The 17812-nt window shown below is 45.7% G+C and carries 16 protein-coding genes; 3 read left to right on the top strand and 13 right to left on the bottom strand.

Translation table 11 applies throughout. From position 1 onward, the window contains the following. The 4 genes from argH to argC all read right to left on the bottom strand — a co-directional run bounded on the left by argH (position 1) and on the right by argC (position 5067). Entirely contained in the window at positions 1–1875 is a 1875-nt protein-coding gene (argH, locus tag M9194_RS03135) for an argininosuccinate lyase (protein ID WP_250610945.1), read from the bottom strand. An 86-nt stretch (positions 1876–1961) separates the two neighbouring features. Beyond that, positions 1962–3173, bottom strand: a complete 1212-nt coding sequence (locus M9194_RS03130; RefSeq protein ID WP_250610944.1) for an argininosuccinate synthase — start codon at positions 3171–3173, stop codon at positions 1962–1964. A gap of 69 nt (positions 3174–3242) precedes the next feature. After that, positions 3243–4040 carry an acetylglutamate kinase gene (gene argB, locus M9194_RS03125; RefSeq protein ID WP_250610943.1) on the bottom strand — a complete coding sequence of 266 codons (798 nt, stop codon included), beginning with the start codon at positions 4038–4040 and terminating at the stop codon, positions 3243–3245. A 22-nt stretch (positions 4041–4062) separates the two neighbouring features. Further along, entirely contained in the window at positions 4063–5067 is a 1005-nt protein-coding gene (gene argC / locus M9194_RS03120) for an N-acetyl-gamma-glutamyl-phosphate reductase (protein ID WP_250610942.1), read from the bottom strand. A 156-nt stretch (positions 5068–5223) separates the two neighbouring features. On the opposite strand from argC, the gene argE reads away from it, so the two are divergent. The 3 genes from argE to M9194_RS03105 all read left to right on the top strand — a co-directional run bounded on the left by argE (position 5224) and on the right by M9194_RS03105 (position 10228). Further along, positions 5224–6360: an acetylornithine deacetylase gene (gene argE, locus M9194_RS03115; RefSeq protein ID WP_250610941.1), complete on the top strand. Its 1137-nt coding sequence runs from the start codon at positions 5224–5226 to the stop codon at positions 6358–6360. A gap of 231 nt (positions 6361–6591) precedes the next feature. After that, complete coding sequence (ppc, locus tag M9194_RS03110) at positions 6592–9225, top strand: phosphoenolpyruvate carboxylase (RefSeq protein WP_250610939.1); 2634 nt, start codon at positions 6592–6594, stop codon at positions 9223–9225. A gap of 463 nt (positions 9226–9688) precedes the next feature. Further along, positions 9689–10228, top strand: coding sequence for a PadR family transcriptional regulator (locus M9194_RS03105; RefSeq protein WP_250610938.1), 540 nt, complete (start codon positions 9689–9691; stop codon positions 10226–10228). An 89-nt stretch (positions 10229–10317) separates the two neighbouring features. Here the strand turns inward: M9194_RS03105 and cysE are convergent, their stop codons facing one another. The 9 genes from cysE to cysD all read right to left on the bottom strand — a co-directional run bounded on the left by cysE (position 10318) and on the right by cysD (position 17805). After that, a complete protein-coding gene (cysE, locus tag M9194_RS03100; RefSeq protein WP_250610937.1) occupies positions 10318–11139 on the bottom strand; it encodes a serine O-acetyltransferase in 822 nt (273 codons plus the stop codon). A gap of 61 nt (positions 11140–11200) precedes the next feature. After that, the gene (gpsA, locus tag M9194_RS03095) at positions 11201–12235 is read right to left on the bottom strand and encodes an NAD(P)H-dependent glycerol-3-phosphate dehydrogenase (protein ID WP_250610936.1); all 1035 of its coding nucleotides are present in this window, start codon (positions 12233–12235) and stop codon (positions 11201–11203) included. 118 nt (positions 12236–12353) lie between these two features. Next, positions 12354–12827, bottom strand: a complete 474-nt coding sequence (gene secB / locus M9194_RS03090; protein WP_250610935.1) for a protein-export chaperone SecB — start codon at positions 12825–12827, stop codon at positions 12354–12356. Positions 12828–12879: 52 nt separating this feature from the next. Then, the gene (locus M9194_RS03085; RefSeq protein WP_250610933.1) at positions 12880–13314 is read right to left on the bottom strand and encodes a rhodanese-like domain-containing protein; all 435 of its coding nucleotides are present in this window, start codon (positions 13312–13314) and stop codon (positions 12880–12882) included. Positions 13315–13471: 157 nt separating this feature from the next. After that, on the bottom strand, positions 13472–13786 hold the full coding sequence (locus tag M9194_RS03080; protein WP_250610931.1) for an NIPSNAP family protein: 315 nt from the start codon (positions 13784–13786) through the stop codon (positions 13472–13474). A gap of 27 nt (positions 13787–13813) precedes the next feature. After that, positions 13814–15223 carry a sulfate adenylyltransferase subunit CysN gene (gene cysN, locus M9194_RS03075; protein ID WP_250610930.1) on the bottom strand — a complete coding sequence of 470 codons (1410 nt, stop codon included), beginning with the start codon at positions 15221–15223 and terminating at the stop codon, positions 13814–13816. Between the two features lie 65 nt (positions 15224–15288). Next, complete coding sequence (locus M9194_RS03070; protein ID WP_250610929.1) at positions 15289–16251, bottom strand: DHH family phosphoesterase; 963 nt, start codon at positions 16249–16251, stop codon at positions 15289–15291. Positions 16252–16254: 3 nt separating this feature from the next. Further along, positions 16255–16896 carry an adenylyl-sulfate kinase gene (gene cysC, locus M9194_RS03065; RefSeq protein ID WP_431769391.1) on the bottom strand — a complete coding sequence of 214 codons (642 nt, stop codon included), beginning with the start codon at positions 16894–16896 and terminating at the stop codon, positions 16255–16257. Next, positions 16897–17805, bottom strand: a complete 909-nt coding sequence (cysD, locus tag M9194_RS03060; protein ID WP_250611132.1) for a sulfate adenylyltransferase subunit CysD — start codon at positions 17803–17805, stop codon at positions 16897–16899. Positions 17806–17812 lie beyond the last annotated feature (7 nt).

The raw sequence follows: 17812 nt of genomic DNA, 5'->3' as shown, positions 1-17812 counted from the left end.
TTATGCAACGCTGCATTTGGCAATAACCTGCTCGACCAAATTCACTTCCAGCGCCACTTCATCACAAGCATGCTGACGAGGACATTGCTCACAATCTTTCAGCACTTTCTCAGGCAATAAGGATTTGGACGTTGGTATAAAGTGCTGCTTCATAAAAAATTCAGGCGTTCTTGTCAGTACAAAGACCTTCTTGATTGCCATCTGCCTGGCTTTATTGACCAAGTATTGCACGATAGCCTTACCTTGCCCCTGACCTTGCCAGCCAGCTTCAATACCCAAAGAGCGAATTTCTGCCAAACCCGAATCGTACACATATAAAGACGCGCATCCAGTCACTTCCCCATGATGCTCAGAAACGGCAAAAGAGCCAATATCACGAATCAGTTCACTTCTTGAACGTGGTAAGTTTTCTCCTAAGCTCGCCCAATACGCCACCATACCTTCCAGCGCTTCGATATCGGTTAACCGCGCCGCTCGCACTTTTACCGATAAATTATCGCGCTGAGACAAGCGTTTATTAAACTGTGCCAGCGCAAAAGACACTTGCTTGGCCGAAACACCGCCTAGCGCGCTGCGTTTTTCAAGGCAGGAATCAATGGTCAATATGTCATAGACATCTTGTTCAATCACATCAGAAAACGCTTTTAGTTCAAGCAGCGACATCTCTTCCAACGCACAGGATTTCGCAATCGCATCCACCACCGCCACACCAACAATATGGTGCGCCTCTCTAAACGGGATGCCCTTTGCTACAAGATAGTCTGCCAGTTCAGTGGCGTTCGCATAACCTTGCTGAGCTGCTTCTAATGTTCGCTCTTGGTTTACTTTAATACCATCAAAACACAGTGCTGCCATCTCCAGACAGTCGTTCCAAGTATCGAGGGCGTCAAATAGACCTTCTTTGTCTTCTTGCATGTCTTTGTTATACGCGAGCGGCAAGGCTTTCACCGTCATCATCATGCTCGCCAAAGAACCATAAACGCGGCCCGTTTTACCCCGAATCAGCTCTAGCGCATCTGGGTTTTTCTTCTGTGGCATCAATGAAGAGCCCGAAGTGACCGTATCGGCTAGCTCAATAAAGTTCGCTTCGCCTGAATTATAAAAAATCATGTCTTCAGCAAGCCGTGACAAATGAATCATAGACATCGACGCAACCGACATGAGCTCGATGACATGATCGCGATCAGACACAGAATCTAGCGAATTTCTGGTTGCGCGACGAAAGCCTAAATGGTGGGCCAGTTTTTCCCTATCGATAGGATACGCGGTTCCAGCCAAGGCCCCGCTACCTAGCGGGCAGGTATCCAAACGTTTAATCGCATCAGAAAGACGAGAATAATCACGCTCGAACATCTCAACATACGCTAAGCACCAATGGGCAAATGTCACTGGTTGCGCTCTTTGCAAATGGGTATACCCAGGCAACACTGTGGCTTGATGCTGACTGGCAACATGCACCAATTGAGATTGCAGTTTATCTAACGCAATAAGTAGCTGATTCCCTTGCTGGCGACACCACAATTTGAGGTCTGTCGCCACCTGATCGTTGCGAGAGCGACCTGTATGTAGCTTCTTGCCTAGATCGCCCACTTTTTTGATCAACTGCTGCTCAACCCAGGAGTGAATATCTTCTGCGGCAGAATGCAAGATTTGACTCGGGTCTTCCATCACTTCTAATTTCAGCTCATTTAACGCAAGTTCGAGCTTTTGCTGCTCTTTTTCATCTAATACATTCACCGACAGCAAGGCTTTCGACCAGGCAATTGAGCCAACAATGTCTTGCTCAGCCAATCGGTAATCAAAGCGCAATGAATCATTAAACTCTTTGAACCTTGTATCTGCTGCTTGGGTAAATCTACCGCCCCATAGTGCCATTGTCTCTCTCCCAGTGATAAAAACGGATCTAGCAAGGCTAGATCCTGACCGTCGTTTATTGGTGAATTGTTGTTATATCTATAATGTTAGTGTTTGTCGTTGAGTGCTCTGATTCTGCTCGCCAAAGAATACAAACGAATAAATCCACCAGCATGACTTTGATCGTAGACCTCATCTTCACCAAATGTGGCGAATTCTTCAGAGTATAGGCTGTTGTTTGAACGCTTCTGCGTCACGCTCGCTTGGCCTTTGTATAGCTTGATCACCACTTCACCATTGACATCTTTGGCCAGCTCTTCAGAGGCTGCTAAAACCGATTTACAAAGCGGCGTGAACCAGCGACCATCATAGACAAGGTGGGAAGCTTTCAATGCGAGTTCTTCGCGAAACTCGAAACTGGTTTTATCCAGTACCAGCTGTTCCACCGCTCGTAGAGCTTCCATCATGATGGTGCCGCCCGGGGTTTCGTAACAACCTCGAGATTTAATCCCCACCAAACGGTTTTCTACAATATCGATACGCCCAATACCGTGTTTGGCACCTTTTTCGTTGAGATACACAAGCGCGTTGTATGGCGTCATGCTCTCACCATCAACTTCAGTCACAGCGCCGTTGGCCACTTTCAAAGTCACGTATTCCGCTTCGTTTGGTGCCTGCTCTGGGTCCGTCGTCCATACCCAACAATCTTCATTGGGTGCATTCCAAGTATCTTCCAGCACGCCCCCTTCCGTCGATACATGCCAAGCATTGGCATCTCTGGAATAAATTTTGGTCAGAGAAGCGACGCAAGGAATATTACGCTGCGCAAGATAATCCAAGCATTGTTCACGGCTGACTAAGTCCCACTCTCTCCATGGAGCTATCACGGTAAGATCCGGGGCAAGGGCTGCAAAAGCTCCCTCAAAACGTACTTGGTCATTCCCTTTACCCGTGCAGCCATGACACAGAGCATCAGCGCCAACATTGCGCGCTACTTCCACTTGAGCTTTGGCGATAATAGGACGAGCCATAGAAGTACCGAGTAGATATTTGCCTTCGTAGCAAGCGCCGGTTTTTAATGTTGGGTAGATATAATCCGCAACCATCTTCTCTTTGAGATCAACAACATAACATTCTGACGCACCTGAAGCTTTGGCCTTTTGCTCCACCCCTTCTAGCTCTTCCTCTCCTTGGCCGACATCGGCGACAAAGGCAATCACTTCACAATCATAGTTTTCTTTTAGCCAAGGAATAATCACCGAGGTATCCAGACCGCCAGAATACGCCACGACCACTTTATTGATATTTTTCTTACTCATTCGTTTCTCCAATATTTTGCTCTACACCTGGCAGTCAGAGCGTCAATTCGACTCGTTTAATGATTCAATCTATTCCGCATTTGGCAAAAACTGTGTACCTATGCGCTCGCCCGATAGTAATTTGCTGAGTTTGTCTGGATAACGCCAGCTGGCTACTTCAATCTCTCGCCCTAAAATATGTGCCGCCTCGAGCGCCGCCTGCACTTTGACTATCATGCCATCGGTAATCACTTGGCCATCAATCAAGTTCTGCGCTTGCTGGGCATCTAGGCATTTAATTAAATGACCTTTACCATCGAGCACCCCACTGACGTCCGACAGCAAAACAAGTTGCGCATCGAGCGCTCCTGCTACAGCGACAGCTGCTTGGTCGGCGTTCACATTCATAAGTTGCCCGTTCTCAGTAAGGCCTATTGAGCTAATGATCGGCAACGCACCAGCCTCTAATATGGCTTGCAATAATGCTGAGCTTCCTGGTGACGCTTTACCTACTGCGCCAAGTTCAGGATCCAGCTCTGACACTTGACACAAGCCTCCATCAGCCAAACACAGTCCGACCGCATTGAGTCCCGCTTGGATGGCACTACCTTGTAGGATCTTGTTGGCTGTGCCCGCTAAAGCGCCAGACACCACATTGATGTGTTGGTAAGGGGTAACGCGCAACCCCTTTTTCTTAACGCTTTCGATGTGTAACTCACTGAGCAGCTCATCCACCAAATATCCACCACCGTGCACGATGACAATTCGTCGCTCTTTCTGCTGCTGATAAAGGGATATGGCATTAAACACTTGGCTTAACGTTTCCGGGCAGGACAAAGCTGCTCCGCCTAACTTAATCACGAGCGGTTTATTTTCGTTGTCAGTCATCACTATTTCCTTGCCTTAATGTCTATATCAAGGCGGTCATTTCAGAAAAACCATAATGGATATTTACACATTGCATTGCCTGACTTGATGCGCCTTTAAGCAGGTTATCAATGGCGGAAACCACGATGATATGCTGCCCACTGACTTGCCAGCCAATATTGCAAAATGGCGTATTTTCAACGTCTTGGATACTTGGCATCATACTGCCTGTTAAACGAACACAATCTTCATCAGCGTAGGCAGAGTGAAACGCTGCGGCAACCTGAGAATCCGTTACCCCTTGATTCAGCTTTATCGTGGTGGTAGCCAAAATGCCACGCTTAAAGTTACCAAGGTGTGGAGTAAAGATGACATCACAACCAAGGTGATGAGCTATCTCTGGTTGGTGGCGGTGAGAAAAAACGCCATATGGCTTTAAGCTGACTTGGCAAAAGCTGTTGTTATTGGTTGCTTTAATTCCAGCGCCTGAAACACCACTTGTCGCGTTAATCACTGGCCATTGGGATGTGTCCAGCAACCCTTTGTCTAATAATGGCTTAATTGCCAGCTGCGCAGCCGTTGGATAGCAGCCAGCCACTGCAATGAGCTGTGATTGTTTGATAGCAGCCTTGTTCCACTCAGCCAACCCATATGCCGCTTTATCTAGCCAATCCTCACCTTGATGCTCAAAACCATAATATTGAGGATAAAACTGATCTGCTTTCACACGAAAAGCACCCGATAGATCAAAAACCTGACACCCTTTTGCTAGAAAAGCAGGCGCAAGATCATGGCTCACTTCATGCGCCGTTGCGAGGAATACAAGGTCGGCGTTGCTGGCAACTTCTTCCAGGTTCAATAGAGGCTGCAATGGCATATCCACCATACCCAGTAGCTTGCCATGTAGAGCAGAGATCGGCTTTCCTGCATCTATGCTATTGGCTGAAACATATAAACCTGCTAGCGTGAGCTCAGGGTGTTTTTGGACCATAAAAGCAAGCTCACAGCCCGTATAACCACTTGCGCCTATAATTACGGTTTTTAGCATCTCAAACTGTCCGTTTTTAAGTGTCTTTGAACACAACAATCAATGATTATTAATTCAATTAATAAGTAAATATATTGTATTTTTATTCATTAATTTTGATTTAATATGTTTTTAACGTCTAAATGAAAATCTGTCAACAGTAGAAGTGGAGATAAAATGCAATTACCCAGTTTTAAAGAAATCTACCGTGGCTTAATTTCCACCTCATCAATTAGCTCAACGGACCCATCCTGGGATGAAGGAAACTTGCAAGTTATTGAAAAACTAGAAGGTTGGTTGAGTGATATTGGCTTTGATGTGCAAGTAAATCAAGTCAAACCAGGGAAATATAATCTGATTGCTAAAAAAGGCAGTGGGAAAGGGGGATTGTTACTTGCAGGCCACAGTGATACCGTACCTTTCGATCAAGGACGCTGGAATTACGAACCACATGCGCTAACAGAAGATAACCAGCGTTTCTATGGTCTTGGTACCGCCGATATGAAGGGCTATTTCGCCTTTATCCTAGACGCCATTCAGGGCATTGATTGGAGTAAACAAAGTAAACCCCTTTACATCTTAGCGACCTGCGATGAAGAAACGACCATGCTGGGCGCGAGAGATTTTACGCACAGTGCACCATTCAAGCCGGACTACTGCATCATAGGTGAACCAACCAGTTTGGTGCCAATCCGAGCTCATAAAGGCCATGTGGCTAACGCAATCAGGGTGACGGGTAAATCTGGCCACTCTTCTGATCCGGCGCTGGGCGTCAATGCGATTGAGATCATGCACGAGGTCCTATTTGCCCTGAAAAATTTACGGGATGATCTGATCAAACAGTATCACCACCCTGGATTTGCCATCCCAACCCCTACCCTTAACCTCGGCCATATTCATGGGGGAGACAGCGCAAATCGCATATGTGGTTGCTGTGAGCTTCATTACGATGTCCGTCCATTACCAGGCATTAGTATGGATGGATTAGACAACATGCTGCGTCGTTGTTTGCACGAGGTTGAGCAAAAATGGCCTGGCAGAATTAGTATCGAGCCGTTGCATGAGCCTGTTCCGGGGTTCGAATGCGAGCAGAGTCATCCATTTATTGGCGAAATGGAGTCAATCTGTGAAACGCCATGTGAAACCGTCAATTACTGTACGGAAGCCCCTTTCTTACAACAACTTTGTCCAACATTGGTGCTTGGCCCAGGTTCCATCGATCAAGCGCATCAACCCGACGAATTCTTAGATTTCAAATTTATACAACCAACGTTAGATATCTTGTCTAAAGCGATTTACAAGTATTGTTTCTAGACCTTCCCTTTCACCTCGTGAGTATTGGAGATATAAGGCTTCATCACTGACGAGGTGTAGTAAATTTTCAAAAGACTTTTATTTTTGTGCATTGGCTCACCAAACCAGGGCATATTTGCGCTTTTCTTTACCAGCCTCGGCTCACTGTTTGACTCTTTGGGTAAAATTTAGCTAGATTGTTTCCCTATTGAGGGAATTTTGATGTAATTAATTTACAAAGGCAGGACAAGAATGAACGAGAAGTACTCTGCACTTAAAAGTAACGTCAGTATGCTCGGGCGTTTACTTGGTAACACAATCCAAGAAGCGCATGGCGATGCTATTTTAGAGAAAGTAGAAACCATCCGGAAACTGTCCAAATCTGCCCGAGCTGGCAGCCAAGCTGACCACGACAGTCTCATTGAAGAAATAAAAAGCCTTCCAGACAACCAACTCACCCCGGTAGCACGAGCATTTAACCAATTTCTTAATCTTACCAATATGGCCGAGCAGTACCACACCATCTCTCGGCATTGTGAAGATCAGGTATCTGAAAGTAACTCCATCAGCGCTTTACTCAGTAAGCTGAAAGAGGAAGAAATCAGTAAATTGGATACCGCACAAGCGATTAAAGACTTAGACATCGAAATTGTCCTCACCGCTCATCCAACTGAAATCACCCGCCGCACCATGATCAATAAGTTGATCAAAATTAATGAGTGCTTATCCAAACTTGAACTCAACGATCTTTCGCAAAAAGAACGCAACAAAACCGAACGTCGATTAGAGCAGCTCATTGCGCAAAGCTGGCACTCAGATGTGATTCGCAAACAGCGCCCTACACCGCTCGATGAAGCCAAGTGGGGATTTGCGGTAGTAGAAAATTCACTTTGGCAGGCGGTGCCTGATTTTCTCCGTGATCTGGATGAACGCCTTGATGATTACCTTGGAGAAGGACTACCTATTGATGCTCGTCCGGTTCATTTCTCTTCATGGATGGCAGGCGATCGTGATGGCAACCCGTTTGTAACCCATACCATCACTCGTGAAGCTCTGCTCTTATCTCGCTGGAAAGCCGCCGATCTGTATTTAAATGACATCAATGAGCTTATTAGTGAGCTCTCTATGACCAAGTGCAATGATGCAGTCAGAGAGCTGGCTGGAGAGAACGAACACGAACCATACAGAGCCGTGCTAAAAGGAATTCGTGCTCTATTAACCGAAACCATTGAGATTCTCTCTGCTAAAATCCATGGCCAACAGCTCACTGTCAAGGCACCACTGAGAAACATTGACCAACTTTGGGCACCATTGTATGCGTGCTATCAATCGCTACGCGAATGTGGCATGGGTGTGATTGCCGATGGTTCCTTACTGGATACCTTACGCCGCATTAAAGCCTTTGGCGTACACTTGGTTCGTTTGGATGTTCGCCAAGAAAGTACTCGCCACTCTGATGTCATTTCTGAACTGACTCGCCACCTTGGTATCGGCGACTATGACCAGTGGAGCGAACAAGACAAACTCGCCTTTTTGACCAACGAGCTGAGCTCCAAAAGGCCACTATTACCATTAGATTGGCAGCCCTCCGAACCAGTACAAGAAGTGCTCGACACCTGCCGAATTATTGCTTCTCAGCCAAAAGAAGCCTTTGGTGCCTATGTTATTTCGATGGCACGTACCGCATCCGATGTGCTCGCGGTTCATTTGATATTGCAAGAAGTCGGTTGCCCCTATCGCATGGACGTTTGCCCGCTTTTTGAAACCCTAGACGATCTCAACAACGCCGAGTCTGTGATGAAGCAGCTGATGGATATCGATTTGTATCGCGGCTTTATCCAAAACCATCAGATGGTCATGATTGGTTATTCTGACTCGGCCAAAGATGCAGGTGTTATGGCTGCTGGATGGGCGCAATATCGAGCAATGGAAGCCTTGGTTGAACTAGGAGAACAAGAAGACATCAAGTTAACGCTTTTCCATGGCCGCGGAGGAACCGTCGGCCGAGGTGGCGCTCCAGCACATGCTGCTCTTCTGTCTCAGCCGCCAAAAAGTCTTAGAAATGGCCTACGTGTGACCGAGCAAGGCGAAATGATTCGCTTTAAGCTTGGCTTACCTGAAGTTGCGGTCAATAGCTTCAACTTATACGCCAGTGCGATATTGGAAGCAAACCTATTGCCGCCTCCAGAGCCAAAACAAGAATGGCGAGACTTGATGGACGTGTTGTCTGACGTCTCTTGCCAAGCCTACCGAGACATAGTGCGTGGAGAGCCAGACTTTGTTCCTTACTTCCGCCAAGCGACACCGGAATTAGAGCTAGGCAAATTGCCACTCGGCTCAAGACCTGCTAAACGAAACCCCAATGGCGGTGTAGAAAGTCTTCGCGCCATCCCTTGGATATTCTCTTGGAGCCAAAACCGGTTGGTATTACCCGCTTGGTTAGGTGCTGGAGAGGCCATTCAGTGCGCTGTCGATCAAGGAAACCAGACTCTGTTAGAAGATATGTGCCGACAATGGCCATTCTTCTCGACTCGCCTAGGCATGCTAGAAATGGTGTACTACAAATGCAATAGCGATATCTCACACTACTATGATCAAAGGTTGGTCGAGCCATCGTTGCGACCACTGGGTGATAGGCTCAGGGATCAGCTGGCGAAAGACATCAAGACAGTGTTGAATGTCGAAAACAACGAAAACTTAATGCAAAGCGACCCATGGGGGCTTGAGTCGATCCGTTTAAGAGGCGTCTATGTTGAACCACTAAACATGCTACAAGCGGAGCTGCTATACCGAACTCGCCAAAGCGAGAACCCTTCAGCGGAGCTCGAAGAAGCCTTAATGGTCACCATTGCGGGCATCGCTGCCGGTATGAGAAACACAGGATAATCTACAAAAACTGAGTTGGTTAGATAGAAAATTCTATTTAACCAACCAGTTAGCCAATTATTTCACAAGACTCATTTTTCAGATTAATACATCGGCTAAAGCTTTTGTGATATTTTCAACTAAAAACACGCAGTCAATAAGCAAAAAACCAGAATAAAACACCAGTAAAACACTTTATTGATTATTTTATCAGTTTTTTACGACAAAGCGCCCATCTATTCTACTTTATGCTTATTATTTAGATATACTACTGCTCCTCTGCGAGCATAAATAAATCAACATTTCGCAGTAGTATTCGATACTTCACTATCGATCTAGGTGATAATACGGCTTAAGTAAGGAGACATTGCCAACGTAGTTTTTGTTTGGTTTTGTTTGAACTTACTGATGAATAAATGCCTATAGAAGCATGACAGCTGTTCAAACAAGATTTTTTTGTTTATTGAGCATTTGGATTGAAAACATGTCATTACCACACGTAATCTTAACAGTTTTAAGTACGCGCGATGCGACCGGATACGATATCACTAAAGAATTTTCTGCCAGTATTGGTTATTTTTGGAAAGCCAGTCACCAGCAGGTTTATCGTGAGCTAAATAAAATGGCTCAGAACAATTTGGTTACTTGTGTACTTGAGCCTCAAGAGGGAAAGCCCGATCGTAAAGTCTACTCTATTACGGATTTGGGTCGTAGTGCATTAGGAGAGTGGTTCGATCAACCAACTGCTCACCCAACGATTCGCGATGAATTTTCTGCAAAACTGATGGCGTGCTCCGTACAGGCTTCTGGCCCATACCGAGCTCAGCTAGCTGACTTAGTAGAAGAATCATACAAACTCGTCGCGCACTATCAAGAAATCGAAGCAGCGTACTATTCAACGCCTAGTTCGTTGGACAAACAGCAACGTTTAGAAAGATTGACACTGCGTCGTAATCTTTTAGTTCGCCAAGCTTGGATACAGTGGGCGGAAGAAGTCTTAACTGAGCTTGACGCTATCGCTTAATGCTTAAAAACAACCTGCTCCAAAACACTTCTGGAGCAGGTTTTTTTATATTCGTTTTTAATACGAATCGCGAATAATAGAGGCTAGCTCTAGATACCCCCACCATCGGAGAAGATTTGCGACTTACCGTTAAATTGTTGGTCCATATCCAATGACGGTTTATCGGTCTTAGGTTTACCAACGACTTTGGCAGGAATACCCGCCACTGTGGTGTGCGGAGGAACCGCTTGCAATACAACGGAGCCGGATCCTATCTTCGCTCCCATACCAACTTCAATATTGCCTAATATTTTAGCCCCTGCCCCTATCATCACGCCTTCACGTACTTTCGGGTGTCTGTCGCCACAGTCATTGCCCGTGCCGCCTAATGTGACATCTTGTAAGATAGAGACATCATCTTCTACCACCGCGGTTTCACCAATAACAATACCCGTCGCATGGTCAAGCATGATGCCTTTACCTATTTGTGCTGCCGGATGGATATCAACCTGACAGGCAACTGAGATTTGATTCTGCAAATAACTCGCCAGCGCCTTGCGTCCTTGTTTCCATAACCAATTAGCCACACGGTAACCTTGCAATGCATGGTAGCCTTTGAGATAGAGGATTGGTGTGGAATACATGGCAACTGCCGGGTCACGATTTACCGTTGCGCAGATATCGCAAGCCATTGCCGAGGCAATCTCAGGATCAGAGTTAAAGGCTTCTTCAATCACTTCACGTATTGCCATCGCAGGCATCGAGGCAGTATTGAGCTTATTGGCTAAAATATAGCTGACCGCGCAAGTTAGGCCTTCATGTTTTATGATCGTCGCGTGATAAAAACTCGCGAGCATTGGCTCTTGCTCCGACAACTCTCTCGCCTCACGGACGATGGCTTGCCATACCTGCTGTTTTTCACATTGTTTCATGTAACTCTGTCCCAGATGATTAGGTTGCAAATCGACAATTATGCGCTTGGCAACCTATGTATTAACTTTCTGCTTTTTTATCTCGCGCCAGTAAATCCTGTGCAGCCACTCGGGCATTCTTACTTAGATACAATACTTGATAGATTTGGTCAACTATTGGCATCTCGACACCGACTCGATTCGCCAGCAGCCATACCTCTTTGGTATTGCGATATCCTTCAACCACCTGACCTATTTCCTCTTGCGCTGTATCGACATCCTTACCTTGACCAAGAGCCAAACCAAAGCGACGATTGCGAGATTGGTTATCGGTACAGGTTAAAACCAAATCGCCTAATCCAGCCATCCCCATAAAGGTATCGGGCGCTGCACCTAACGCCAGACCTAAGCGTGTCATTTCCGCCAAACCACGGGTAATCAAAGCGGTGCGAGCATTGGCACCAAATCCAATACCATCGGAAATGCCTGCACCAATAGCAATCACATTTTTCACCGCACCGCCAAGCTGAACACCGACAAAATCTTCATTGGCATAAACTCGAAAGGTTTTGCTGCAATGTATTTTTTCTTGTAGATCGGCGACAAACTCAGAGTCAGGTGAAGACACCGATATGGCAGTTGGCATACCAACGGCCAGTTCTTTAGCAAAGGTAGGCCCTGAAATAACCGCTAAGGCGTATTTTTCACCCAGCACGTCCTTGGCCACATCTTTTAACAAACGGCCTGTTTCAGGTTCCAGACCTTTAGTAGCCCAACAAATACGTGACTGTGGCAGCAAAAAAGGGGCGATATTCTTTAATACATCAGCAAACACATGACTGGGTACGACGACAAGTACATCTCGGCTCGACTGAACCGCGACTTTCAAGTCAGTTTCAATGATCAAGCTATTGGGAAACTCAACGTTCGGCAGGAAAGCGTGGTTGGCTCTGTCTGACTCCAATCGCTGCATATGCTCCGGGTTGTGCCCCCACAGCACCACATTCGCTCCATTTCGAGCGAGAGAAATCGCTAAAGCGGTCCCATAAGAACCAGCTCCTAGAACAACCATAGATACATCTTTTCCATATGCATTATTGAGCGGTGTATTTGTCATACTTCTGCCTAATCGGGTCAATTGATTTTTCCATTGTAAACAAAAAAATGCACTTGTCACCGATAGTTAGCTCGATGCCAAGTGCATTTTCTATAGCAGTTTTAACCTTTAAAAAAGATTAAGCGCCGACTTGATCACTGCCTTCTTCTTGCGCTTGTTGCTGAAGGTAATTCATGAACAAGGCATCAAAGTTAACTGGAGCGAGATTTAGCTGCGGGAAAGTACCTTTAACCACAAGGCTTGAGATAGTTTCACGTGCATAAGGGAACAGAATATTCGGGCAGAACGCGCCTAGACAGTGAGCCAGCTGGCCTGCTTCCATTTGCTCGGCTGTGAAAATACCACCTTGCTGCACTTCACAAAGAAACGCCGTTTCTTCTTCATTTTTCACGACAACAGTCAAACGAAGGATGACTTCATACACACCTTCACCCAACTCACGGCTTTGCGTATCTAAATCTAGCTTAACGTCTGGGTTCCAATCTTTTTGGAACATTACTGGAGAGTTTGGCGCTTCAAAAGAGACGTCTTTTAAAAAGATGCGTTGGATTGCGAAATTTTGCGCTTCTTGTTCTGGTGCTGCTTCAGCCATTTTTTGGATCCTTAATTTTTATCCATCAATTGTATTTGGACAATAGAAATAGTTACTTTTTACCACGGACCAGAGGAAGATTTGCCTCGTTCCAAGATATCAAGCCATTCTTCAGTACATTGACCTTCTCAAACCCTGACTTGGCGAGTAAATTCGCGCTTTCACGAGCGGTTTGACCAGTTTTGCATACTACGATGATTGGGTCAGATTTACGCTTTTCAAGGCTGGCAACTTGCCCTTCTTTAATTTCTGAAGGCAGAATATGAAGTGCATCCGTAATATGGCCAGATTTGAACTCATCTTTTGAGCGAATATCCACCACGACGCCATTTTCCTTGTTGATTAAAAAGGTGGCCTGCGATGCAGTGATCGTTTTAAACGCCGCTGTCGATGACTTAAAAATAGTGACGATAAGGGTGACAAAAATGAATATCCAAACAACGGATAGCAACATATTTTGTTGAAAGAATTCAATATATTCTTGCATTTTCTCTGCTCTAGCTAGATTTTGGGGTAATTTTCAGACTAGGAGTATAGCGAGGATAGAGATAAGAAGCGAGGCGATAAGAATCATAACATGTCAAAGATAACAGCTCTGCTTTGCACACAGCAACAACAGAGCTGAAAGGAACAAATTTACCTGTTTAAAGTTGAACAGGATTCAACAGTCTCACTCGCACGGCATCTTGCTCGATATGCTGAAAGACTTTGGGACGGAAGTCTCGTATCCAGGCTTCATCATAAGTCTCAGCACTAATGGCCTGGCGAGATGCTTCATCATCAAACTCTCTGAGCCAGATGAAATAATCGGCACCATCGTCCCCTTTATGTATGTAGGTGCTAATGATCTTCATCCCTTTTGATCGTTGCAGTGGAAGAATTTCTTCTTCCATCCAGCACAGCCATTGCTCAGTTTTACCGGGCTTTAATTTGTATTCACGTAGCTCTATAACTTTCAACTTTGTACCTTTACTTATGCTCTACAGCTACACTTCCTTGCAGCCCCATTCAGGGAAATGCTTTCTAATGTAGCTATTCAGATCTTTTTCCTGCTGGGAATATACTCGCACTGACGTGTTTTCACAATCTAGCAACGCCGTCACCATGCCAGCACCCACCGTTACATTGCTATTTCGATCGATAACAATAAACGCTCCGGTTTGTGGCAAGTCTTGATAGCTATCGAGAGGCACTTCATCGGTGAGCTGTACGGATGCTAATGCTATTTCATTAAGCGCTAAGTTATCACTGCCTTCGTCACTTTGCTCTAACGTATTGACATCAACCTTGTGCACGATTTCTGAGTAACGGCCAAGACAACTTTTTGACGCAAACTTGAAAATATACTCTTGATGGGTACGCATCGCCGATTCACCCATCCACACCGTGTGTGCATTAAAGAGCTGAGTGGTCTTCGGCTCACGGCCGGTATGGACCAGCATATCACCGCGGGATACGTCAATTTCATCGCTCAGCGTCAGTGTAATCGCCTGTCCAGGATGAGCACTATCTAACTCACCATCATAGGTAAATATGCTTTTCACTTTAGACTGTTTGCCCGAAGGCAAGGCAGTAATATTGTCACCCACTTTCACCACACCAGATGCCAAGGTGCCAGAAAAGCCTCTGAAGTTGAGGTTGGGTCGATTGACATACTGCACCGGGAATCTCATGTGCTCAAGATCTCTGTCCTGATTCACCTTCACCGTTTCAAGCAACTTCATTAAAGTCGCACCAGGGTACCAATCCATCTTATCGCTTGGCGTCACCACATTGTCGCCCTTAAGCGCAGAGATAGGGACGAAGCGGATATCATCAATATTGAATCCCTTCGCCATGTCTCGGTAATCCGCTTTGATTTTACGATACACCGATTGGTCATAATCCATTAGGTCCATCTTGTTGATGGCTACGATGATGTGCTTGATGCCAAGCAAACTACAGATGAAACTATGACGTCGCGTCTGGGTTTGGATACCATGCCGAGCATCCACCATCACAATTGCCAAGTCACACGTGGAAGCGCCCGTCACCATGTTACGTGTATACTGCTCATGCCCAGGTGTGTCCGCGATAATAAACTTACGTTTGTCCGTTGAAAAATAGCGATACGCCACATCAATGGTAATGCCTTGCTCGCGTTCGGATTGCAAGCCGTCCACCAGCAAAGCCAAATCAAACTCTTCATCCGTGGTATTGAACTTTTGCGAATCTTTTTCTATCGCAGCCATCTGATCTTCGTATATCAGTTTGCTGTCGTACAATAAACGTCCAATCAATGTTGATTTACCGTCATCAACATTTCCGCATGTAAGAAAGCGCAGCAAATCCTTATTCTCATGGACCTTTAGATAAGCTTCGATATCTTTAGCAATTAACTCTGATGAATGTGACATATGAGTTCCTTGTATCTTCTGTGCGACATGCAAAAATAGTTACGACTTTCTGCACGCCATTAAACTTAGTGATAATAACTTTCCAGTGCGTGTAAAAACGCAGTCTTTTCTTCTACAGGCAGCGCATTAATGCCAGCGGCCGCTTTTCGTCCGCCCCCTGTTGCAAACTGACAACAAACATCATCGGCACCCACGCGATGATTCAAAGGCGCTCTAACACTGACTGTATAGCTCTGACCGCTTGGGTTGATGACCAACACGGCATGAGCATGGCTTGGACTCTGATTGGCTAACTGATTGCTAAATACTCCATTGACGCGTCTTGACCAAGCGGCATCTGGAAGTTCAAAAGCTCGAATCCGGGTTGATTCAAATAGAGGAGAAATATTGTCGAGCCGCTGCTGATCGGCTTCATAGGCCTGCTTTAATCGATAATAAGGCGACTGTTTGTCGTCTTTTAACTCATAAGGGGAGGCATAATTTATCAGCTTGGCAAATAGCTCTGCAGGGGGGATATGTAAGTCGTCGATTGAGGAGCCATAGCCGTTATAGTTGATGAGTGTCCCCAACTGTTGCAAAAAAAGTCGCTGTTGTTCGGAAATCCCTTGCTTCGCGGCGAGCTTATTGGCGGTTGAGAATAAATTGTCTCCATAAGCACCTACCATCGCCCAATCGAAATAACGACCTTGCAATTGATCATTTACAAGCAAACTGGTGCACACTTCAGCATCAGTGTTGATCTTGGCACTTAGTTTATCCGATTCCGGTATTTCATTAGCTCTATGATGATCACAATAGAAAACTGGAATATTTCGCTGCAAAATTGCGTGCAGTGGTATCAGGTTTTTATCCATGGACACATCCAGTACCGTCACTGACGTCACGTCGGTTTGACTCTCAACGCGCCGCAATAATTGGATGTCTCGTTTAACACCTGTGATCAACTTACTCTGCTTGGGCTCAGCGAGCCTAAGCTGCAGCAAAGCAATAATGCCATCGGCATCGCCATTAAATACATCGTAATGCATCCGTTAACCCTTACCACTCAAGAGGCCACGCTCAAGCAGCTGCTCAACCACTTCTGTCGCACACGCTTCTATCGTCAAATCTTGCGTCTTAATATGGATCTCAGGATTCTGCGGCGCTTGATATTCTGAATCGATGCCAGTGAAATGCGAAATCTCCCCTGCTCTGGCTTTTTTATACAACCCTTTAGGATCGCGCTGCTCACACACGGACAACGGAGTATCAATAAAGACTTCTAAAAACTGTTCAGACTCAACGAGCTGCCTAACCTTGAGTCGATCTGAGATAAAAGGAGAAATAAACGCGGTCAAGACAATTATTCCCGAATCAACAAACAATTTGGCTACTTCACCAATTCGGCGAATGTTTTCTTCTCGGTCTTGATCACTAAAGCCAAGATCTTTATTCAATCCATGGCGAATATTATCGCCATCGAGCAAATAGCTTCGTTTGCCTCTTTGAAACAAAAGCGCTTCCACCGCGTTAGCAATCGTCGACTTTCCCGAGCCACTGAGCCCAGTAAACCAAAGTATCACTGGCTTTTGTTGATTGACATCCGCGCGCTCGAGATGACTTACAGACACATTGTGCCAAACAATATCCTCACTCACCGCGTCATGGTTTTTTTTCACATAAACCGACATAATCTAGAAATACCCTTCGCGTTTTTTCTTCTCCATCGAACCTGCACTATCGTGGTCAATGGCTCGCCCTTGACGCTCCGAGGTTGTGGTCAACAGCATCTCTTGAATCACTTCTGGCAAGGTGGTCGCTTGAGACTCGACGGCTCCCGTTAACGGATAGCAGCCTAGCGTTCTAAAGCGCACCATTTTCTGTTCAATTTTTTCGCCCTCTTTAAGCTCCATACGTTCATCATCCACCATGATCAACATACCATCACGCTCAACAACAGGCCGCTGTTTGGATAAATACAGCTCGGGAATTTCAATGTTTTCTAGGTAAATGTATTGCCAGATATCCAATTCAGTCCAATTAGATAATGGGAAGACTCGAATACTCTCGCCTTGATGCACTTTGCCGTTGTACACGTTCCATAGCTCAGGCCTTTGGTTTTTTGGGTCCCAGCGATGATGTTCGTCACGAAATGAGTACACCCTTTCTTTCGCACGAGATTTTTCTTCGTCGCGGCGAGCACCACCAAAAGCAGCGTCAAACCCGTACTTGTCCAGCGCTTGCTTTAGTCCTTGCGTTTTCATGATATCGGTATGCCTTGAACTTCCATGCACAAATGGGCTGATATTCATCGCTAACCCCTCTGGGTTTTGATGAACAATCAACTTCATACCCAGTTTGTCTGCCATGTAATCACGAAACGCGATCATCTCTTTAAACTTCCATGTAGTATCAACATGCATCAAAGGAAAAGGAGGCACTCCTGGAGCAAAGGCCTTTTTAGCTAGGTGTAGCATGACGGAAGAGTCCTTACCGACAGAATACAGCATCACTGGATTGTCGAACTCAGCGGCTACCTCACGCATAATATGAATGGACTCAGCTTCAAGCTGTTTTAAGTGAGTCAATTTTTTAGGAGCAATATTCATC

The organism is Vibrio sinus, from assembly GCF_023634645.1.
Lineage (GTDB): Bacteria > Pseudomonadota > Gammaproteobacteria > Enterobacterales > Vibrionaceae > Vibrio > Vibrio sinus.
Note: the sequence above shows the minus strand (reverse complement) of the source record. Positions and strands in the feature narration are given on the sequence as shown.

What these genes read in the sequence shown, in the direction of transcription:
- argH (WP_250610945.1), bottom strand. Translation starts at nt 1,875, where the DNA reads ATGGCACTATGGGGCGGTAGATTTACCCAAGCAGCAGATACAAGGTTC.
- M9194_RS03130 (WP_250610944.1), bottom strand. Translation starts at nt 3,173, where the DNA reads ATGAGTAAGAAAAATATCAATAAAGTGGTCGTGGCGTATTCTGGCGGT.
- argB (WP_250610943.1), bottom strand. Translation starts at nt 4,040, where the DNA reads ATGACTGACAACGAAAATAAACCGCTCGTGATTAAGTTAGGCGGAGCA.
- argC (WP_250610942.1), bottom strand. Translation starts at nt 5,067, where the DNA reads ATGCTAAAAACCGTAATTATAGGCGCAAGTGGTTATACGGGCTGTGAG.
- argE (WP_250610941.1), top strand. Translation starts at nt 5,224, where the DNA reads ATGCAATTACCCAGTTTTAAAGAAATCTACCGTGGCTTAATTTCCACC.
- ppc (WP_250610939.1), top strand. Translation starts at nt 6,592, where the DNA reads ATGAACGAGAAGTACTCTGCACTTAAAAGTAACGTCAGTATGCTCGGG.
- M9194_RS03105 (WP_250610938.1), top strand. Translation starts at nt 9,689, where the DNA reads ATGTCATTACCACACGTAATCTTAACAGTTTTAAGTACGCGCGATGCG.
- cysE (WP_250610937.1), bottom strand. Translation starts at nt 11,139, where the DNA reads ATGAAACAATGTGAAAAACAGCAGGTATGGCAAGCCATCGTCCGTGAG.
- gpsA (WP_250610936.1), bottom strand. Translation starts at nt 12,235, where the DNA reads ATGACAAATACACCGCTCAATAATGCATATGGAAAAGATGTATCTATG.
- secB (WP_250610935.1), bottom strand. Translation starts at nt 12,827, where the DNA reads ATGGCTGAAGCAGCACCAGAACAAGAAGCGCAAAATTTCGCAATCCAA.
- M9194_RS03085 (WP_250610933.1), bottom strand. Translation starts at nt 13,314, where the DNA reads ATGCAAGAATATATTGAATTCTTTCAACAAAATATGTTGCTATCCGTT.
- cysN (WP_250610930.1), bottom strand. Translation starts at nt 15,223, where the DNA reads ATGTCACATTCATCAGAGTTAATTGCTAAAGATATCGAAGCTTATCTA.
- M9194_RS03070 (WP_250610929.1), bottom strand. Translation starts at nt 16,251, where the DNA reads ATGCATTACGATGTATTTAATGGCGATGCCGATGGCATTATTGCTTTG.